Below are 6132 nucleotides of genomic sequence, written 5' to 3'. Positions count from 1 at the left end.
CTCGACGAACTCCAGGCAGGCGACCAAGCCGTCAAAGCCACCTTCGAACTCGGCTACAGCCAGCTCGACAAGGACCAGGCCCGCGCCTTCCGCCTCCTCGGCCTCGCCGACGGCCCCGACATCTCCCTCCACGCGGCGGCCTCCATGCTCGACCGCACCCCCGACGAAACCGAGGACCTCCTCGAATCCCTCGTCGACACCTCCCTCCTGGAATCCGCCGCCCCCGGCCGCTACCGCTTCCACGACCTCCTCCGCCTCTTCGCCCGCGCCTGCGCCGAACGCGACGAACAACCCCCGAGCGAACGCGACGCCGCCCTCTCCCGCCTCCTGGACTTCTACCTCGCCACCGCAGCCCGCGTGTACGCCCTGGACCAGCCCGGCGAGAGGCTCGTCGAGCATCTGGAGAAGACCCACTCACCGGGTCTGCCGCTCGACAACCAGAGCGCCGCCGCCAACTGGTTGTCCGCCGAATCCGCCTGCTTCCTGGCCTGCGCCCGCCAGCTCGCCTCCAGTGACACCCTGCGCCGCGCCGTAGACCTGCTGATGGCCACCAGCGGCCTCGCCGAGTCGGGCGTGAACAGCCGCTCCTGTGAACAGGCCGCCACCGCACTTCTGGAGACCGCACACGAAGCTCAGGATGCCCACGCCGAGGCGCGGGTGCGTACTGTGCTCACGGCCGTGTACCTGGCCACCGGCCGCTTCGACAAGGCAGACGTACAGGCCCGCCTGGCCGGACTCCTCGGCCAGTCCGTCGGCGACCCGATCTCCGCCTCGTACTCCCTCAACGACCGCGGCATCGTCGCCAACTACCAGGCCCGGTACACCGAAGCGGAGGAATACCTCGCCGAGGCCCTCCTCGCCTTCCGCCACCACGGCAACCCGGTCGCTGAGGCGAGCGCGCTCTGCAACCTCGCACGCGTCCGCCTGGCCCTGGGGCGGTACGACAGCGCGATCGGGCTGGCCCGGCAGAGCGTCACGCTCGCGCAAGCCCACGGACCGAACCTACGCCTGGCCAACTGCAAGTACATCCTCGGTACCACACTGGTACAAGCAGGGCGTGCAGCCGAGGGCATCGCCGAGCTGGACGGCGCCCTTGCGATGTTCCGGGCCCTGGGTCAGGGACTGTGGGAGGGTCTCGCGTCCTTCCGCATGGCGGAAGGACACCTCGCGGCCCGGCGCCCCGCAGAGGCAGCCGCCTGCGCGGACCGGGCGCTCACGCTCCACCGGACAGGCGGCGCCTGGCGGCGCAGCAACATTCTGACGGTCCTGGGCAAGGCGCTTCAGGCTCAGGGCCAAGCCGATCGTGCGCGGGCCTGCTGGGTCGACGCGCTGTCACTGTTCACCGAGGCGGGCAGTCCGGACGGTGCGGAGGCGCGTGCGCTGCTCAACGCCGCCGGGTACACGCCCGTCTGACTGCGTACGCCGCCCCGTCCTGAAGCATCCCGCCCGGCCACCGGCCCCCGACGACTTGGCGGAGTGAGCCGTTCCGGAGGAGGATCGGGGCATGCAGAGTGAGATCTTCGCCTCCGAGAACATGGCCCAGCCGGCCGCGGCGCCCGGCATGACACAGCAGAACTCCAAGTCGATCAAGTACGCGGTGAACGGCGAGTGCTACGCACGCCAGGGCGCGATGGTCGCCTTCCGCGGCAACCTCCAGTTCGAGAAGCACGGGCAGGGAGTCGGGAACTTCCTCAAAAGAGCCGCCACCGGTGAAGGGCTCGCCCTCATGGCTGTACGCGGCCAGGGCGAGGCGTGGTTCGCGCACGAGGCGCAGAACTGCTTCATCGTCGACTTCGCCGGCGGCGACAGCCTCACCGTCAACGGTCGCAACGTGCTGTGCTTCGACTCCAGCCTCAATTACGAGATCAAGATGGTGAAGGGCGCCGGGATGACCGGCGGCGGCCTCTTCAACTGCCTCTTCACCGGCCAGGGCAAGCTCGCGGTCATGTGTGAGGGCAGCCCGCTCGTCATCCCCGTCTCCCCGCAGGCGCCCGTCCTGGTCGACACCGACGCGGTGGTGGGCTGGAGCGCTCAGCTACAGACCTCCCTCAACCGCTCGCAGAGCTTCGGATCCATGATCCGCGGCGGCTCCGGCGAGGCGGTGCAGCTCAAGCTGGAGGGCGAGGGCTTCGTGATCGTGCGGCCGAGCGAGCTGACGGGCAAGCCCGTCTCCAACTGAGACGGGCGCCCGGGGCTCGCGCGGCGCGGGGAGCTACTGCTGCGGCGGGTGGTACGGCTGCGGCGGGGGCTGGCCGTACGACTGCTGCGGCTGCTGATACGGCTGCCCGTACGGCTGCGGCTGCTGGGGCGGCTGCCCGTACGGCCCGGGGCCGGCCTGCGGGCCGCCGGGTGCCCCGTACGGGCCCGGCGCGGCGTACGGGCCCGGTCCGGGCTGCTGGTGGGGACCGCCATACTGGGGTGGCCCGCCGTGCTGGGCGCCGGACAACAGCGGGAGCAGCTGCTCCAGCTCCTCGCGCCAGATCCGGTTGACGTTGAACCTGGTCGCCTTCGTCCCGCCGGGCAGCGTGAAGCGGAACCAGCTCCACAGCGGGTTCAGCTGCACCTCGCCGAGACGGCCCTGAAGCTGGGCGCGCGGGACCAGATGGACGACTTCCTTGGGGCGCTGCGTCATGCGGTGCAGACGGTGGAGGACCACGGCCTGCTCGGTGACGGTGACGAAGTAGTACTTCACCATGAGCTGCCCGATCGCCCCCAGCACACCGGTGGTGAGCCAGGGCGTCGGCCCCGTCACGGTGCCGATCGTCACCAGGGCACGGTCACCGGGGTACGCCTGTGCGACGGCCTCCGCGACCTGCTCCTTCATCGTTCCCTTGCGTACCGCCATCTCCCGCTCCGTCCCCTCGCTCCGCCGTTGCCCTGCCCCGCCGTGGACCCTCAGGTCCCGGCCCAGTCCAGGGTGTCGGAGCCGCCCTTGTCCCAGTCCACCTTGATGGCGTCATTGCCGGCGGTCTTCGTGCCCGTCCCCGAGATGTACGTCTCGTCGCCGCCCTCATCGCACTTGAGCGCGAGCCGGAACTCGGAGGTGCCCCGCTTCTCGCCGATGCCGATGCACAGACCCTCACCGCCGAAGTCAATCCAGGACACCGAGTTCTTGCCCGCCGCCTCGCCGCTGGACTGCTTCGCGCCGATGGTCAGGGTCTTGGCGCTGGCGTCCTGCCAGGAGCCCTCGAAGTCTCCCGCGGCCGGGGCAGGACCGTCCTCACCCAACGGGTCGTCCGTCGGTTCTGGTTCCGAGATGTCGGGCTCGGGCAGGTCGTCGGGGATCGTCGGCTCGTCGGTGGGCTCCTCCGTGGGCTCCTCGGAGGTGCCGTCCGTGGGATCGGCGCTCGCGCTGCTGTCGGCCACGGGCTTCTTCTCGTCGCCGTCGCCGTCGTCACCGACCGCGAGGTAGACACCGCCGGCTATCAGCGCCAGGGCCACGACCGTGGCGGCGATGATGGCGGCCACCTTGCCCTTGGGGCTGAGGTTTCCGTTGCCCGGCGGGGCCGGGGGCGGATAGCCGTAGGAGGGCTGCTGGCCGTACGCGGACTGCTCGCCGTACGGGGACTGCTGACCGTACGCGGACTGCTGACCGTACGGTCCCGGCTGGCCGTACGGCGACGGCTGCGCGGCGGGGTACCCGTACCCGGGCTGACCCGACGCCTGGGGCGGCACCGGCGGCGGAGGCGGCGGCATGCCCGGGGGCTGCGGCTGCGCGGGCGGCTGTGGTGCACCGAAGCCGCCCTGCGGTGGCTCTGGAGGAGGCTGGGTCATCACATACCCCTTCATGCGGATTCATACGGGCCTCGTCGCGGCAACGGAGCGGGCCGCCCCATCATCCCCCACCGCCCCCGCACGGCACCGGGCGCATCCCGCCGTCGGCACACAACGGCCGCACACCAGGTCATAACCAGTTGCCCACCACGGCGGACCTCTGCTGTACTCCCGGCGACAGCAAGCGAAAGAGGAGAAGATCATGCGCCGAGCGTTCATGTCCACCCCACAGGTAATCGCCGCCCACCTTGAGGACATGAAGCTTCGTGCACACGCTGAACCTGGGAATCCTGGCGCATGTCGACGCCGGTAAGACAAGCCTGACCGAGCGGCTTCTGCACACCGCAGGGGTCACCGAAGAAATCGGCAGCGTCGACGACGGCAGCACCCGGACGGACTCCCTGGCGCTGGAGAGACAACGCGGCATCACCATCAAATCCGCCGTCGTTTCCTTCGCCCTCGACGACGTCACCGTCAATCTGATCGACACCCCCGGCCACCCGGATTTCATCGCGGAGGTCGAGAGGGTGCTGAGCGTGCTCGACGGCGCCGTGCTCGTCATCTCGGCGGTGGAGGGCGTACAGGCGCAGACCCGCGTACTGATGCGGACGCTGCAGCGACTTCGCATCCCCACCCTGATCTTCGTCAACAAGATCGACCGCAGCGGCGCCCGGTACGAGAGCGTGCTGCGGAGCATCTCCGAAAAACTCACCCCGGCGATCGTGCCGATGGGGTCGGTGAGCGCACCGGGCTCCCGCAGCGCCGGCACGGTGCCGTACGGCGCCTCGGACACCGGCTTCACCACCCGGCTGGCCGAACTGCTCGCCGACCACGACGACGCGCTGCTCACGGCGTACGTGGAAGACGAGACGGCACTCTCCTACGACCGGCTCCGTGACGCCCTGGCCGAACAGACCAAGCGGGCGCTGGCGCATCCGGTGTACTTCGGTTCGGCCATCACCGGCGCGGGCACGGAAGCCCTGGGCGCCGGGATCAGGGAGTTGCTGCCCGCGGCGGAAGGCAAGGCCGACGCCCCCGTTTCCGGCACCGTCTTCAAGGTCGAACGCGGTCCGGGCGGGCAGAAACTCGCCTACGTCCGCATGTTCTCCGGCACGGTACGCCCGCGCGACCTGCTCCGCTTCGGCCGTGCGGGCGAACGGAACACCAGCGGGGACGACGGCCGGGACGACGCGGAGAAGGTCACCGCGGTCAGCGTCTTCCACCAAGGCGCGGCCACCCGGAGCGAGTCGGTCTCGGCGGGGCAGATCGGCAGGCTCAGCGGCCTGAGAGACATCCGGATCGGCGACACGATCAGCACGCCCGGCGTGCCCGAGGTGCCTGACGCGCCAGGCGCACCCGCCGCCAGGGGGAAGGCGGGGCGCGGCCACTTCGCCCCGCCGACGCTGGAGACGGTCGTCATCCCCGCCCGCCCCTCCGGCCGAGGGCGGCTGCACGCCGCCCTCACCCAACTCGCCGAGCAGGACCCGCTGATCAATCTGCGCCATGACGGCATCCGGCAGGAAGTGTCCGTCTCCCTCTACGGCGAGGTGCAGAAAGAGGTGATCCAGGCGACGCTGGCGGACGAATTCGGCGTCGACGTCACCTTCCGCGAGACCACCACCATCTGCCTGGAACGGCCCGTCGGCACCGGAGCGGCCTACGAGATCATCGACAAGGAGCCCAATCCCTTTCTCGCCACCGTCGGTCTCCGCATCGATCCGGCACCGGTCGGAACGGGCGTGGAATTCCGTCTGGAGGTCGAACTCGGCTCCATGCCGTTCGCCTTCTTCAAAGCGGTCGAGGAGACCGTGCGGGAGACCATGCACCAGGGAATTCACGGCTGGGAGGTCGCCGACTGCACGGTCACCATGACGCATTCCGGCTACTGGCCCCGGCAGAGTCACGCCCACGGCACCTTCGACAAAAGCATGTCGAGCACTGCCGGGGACTTCCGCAACCTGACCCGGCTCGTCCTGATGGACGCGCTGCGGCTGGCTGGTACGCAGGTGTACGAGCCGATGCACCGCTTCCGTCTCGACCTGCCCGCGGACGCGTTCGGCCCGCTGCTTCCCGTGCTGGCACGGCTGCGTGCAGTGCCGGGGACACCGGAGGTACGAGGTTCCTCGTACGCGCTGGAGGGCGCGATCCCGGCCGCCCGGGTGCACGAACTGGAGCAGCACCTGCCGTCGTTGACCCGCGGCGAAGGCGTACTGGAGTCGGCCTTCGACCACCATCAGCCGATCCACGGCACCGTCCCGGACCGGCCGCGAACGGACCACAACCCGCTCAACCGCAAGGAGTACCTGCTGCATGTCAACCGGCGGGTGTGAGGCCGCCACCGCTCCGGGGCACCACCGT

Annotated in this window: 5 protein-coding genes; 3 read left to right on the top strand and 2 right to left on the bottom strand. The window is 70.0% G+C overall.

Going from position 1 to position 6132, the window contains the following annotated elements:
• A partial coding sequence (locus LHJ74_RS31820; protein ID WP_260221759.1) for a tetratricopeptide repeat protein occupies positions 1–1413 on the top strand: 1413 nt, incomplete at its 5' end.
• A gap of 91 nt (positions 1414–1504) precedes the next feature.
• Entirely contained in the window at positions 1505–2179 is a 675-nt protein-coding gene (locus LHJ74_RS31815) for an AIM24 family protein (protein WP_260221758.1), read from the top strand.
• A gap of 33 nt (positions 2180–2212) precedes the next feature.
• Here the strand turns inward: LHJ74_RS31815 and LHJ74_RS34295 are convergent, their stop codons facing one another.
• Both LHJ74_RS34295 and LHJ74_RS31805 read right to left on the bottom strand, forming a co-directional pair.
• A complete protein-coding gene (locus LHJ74_RS34295) occupies positions 2213–2845 on the bottom strand; it encodes a hypothetical protein (protein WP_311203375.1) in 633 nt (210 codons plus the stop codon).
• Positions 2846–2895: 50 nt separating this feature from the next.
• Positions 2896–3774 carry a hypothetical protein gene (locus LHJ74_RS31805; RefSeq protein ID WP_260221757.1) on the bottom strand — a complete coding sequence of 293 codons (879 nt, stop codon included), beginning with the start codon at positions 3772–3774 and terminating at the stop codon, positions 2896–2898.
• 266 nt (positions 3775–4040) lie between these two features.
• On the opposite strand from LHJ74_RS31805, the gene LHJ74_RS31800 reads away from it, so the two are divergent.
• Positions 4041–6104 (top strand): elongation factor G, encoded by a 2064-nt coding sequence (locus tag LHJ74_RS31800; RefSeq protein WP_260221756.1) that lies wholly within the window; start codon positions 4041–4043, stop codon positions 6102–6104.
• Positions 6105–6132 lie beyond the last annotated feature (28 nt).

Source organism: Streptomyces gossypii (assembly GCF_025165795.1).
GTDB lineage: Bacteria > Actinomycetota > Actinomycetes > Streptomycetales > Streptomycetaceae > Streptomyces > Streptomyces gossypii.
The sequence above is the reverse complement of the archived record's forward strand: the minus strand, read 5'-3'. Positions and strand labels throughout refer to the sequence as shown.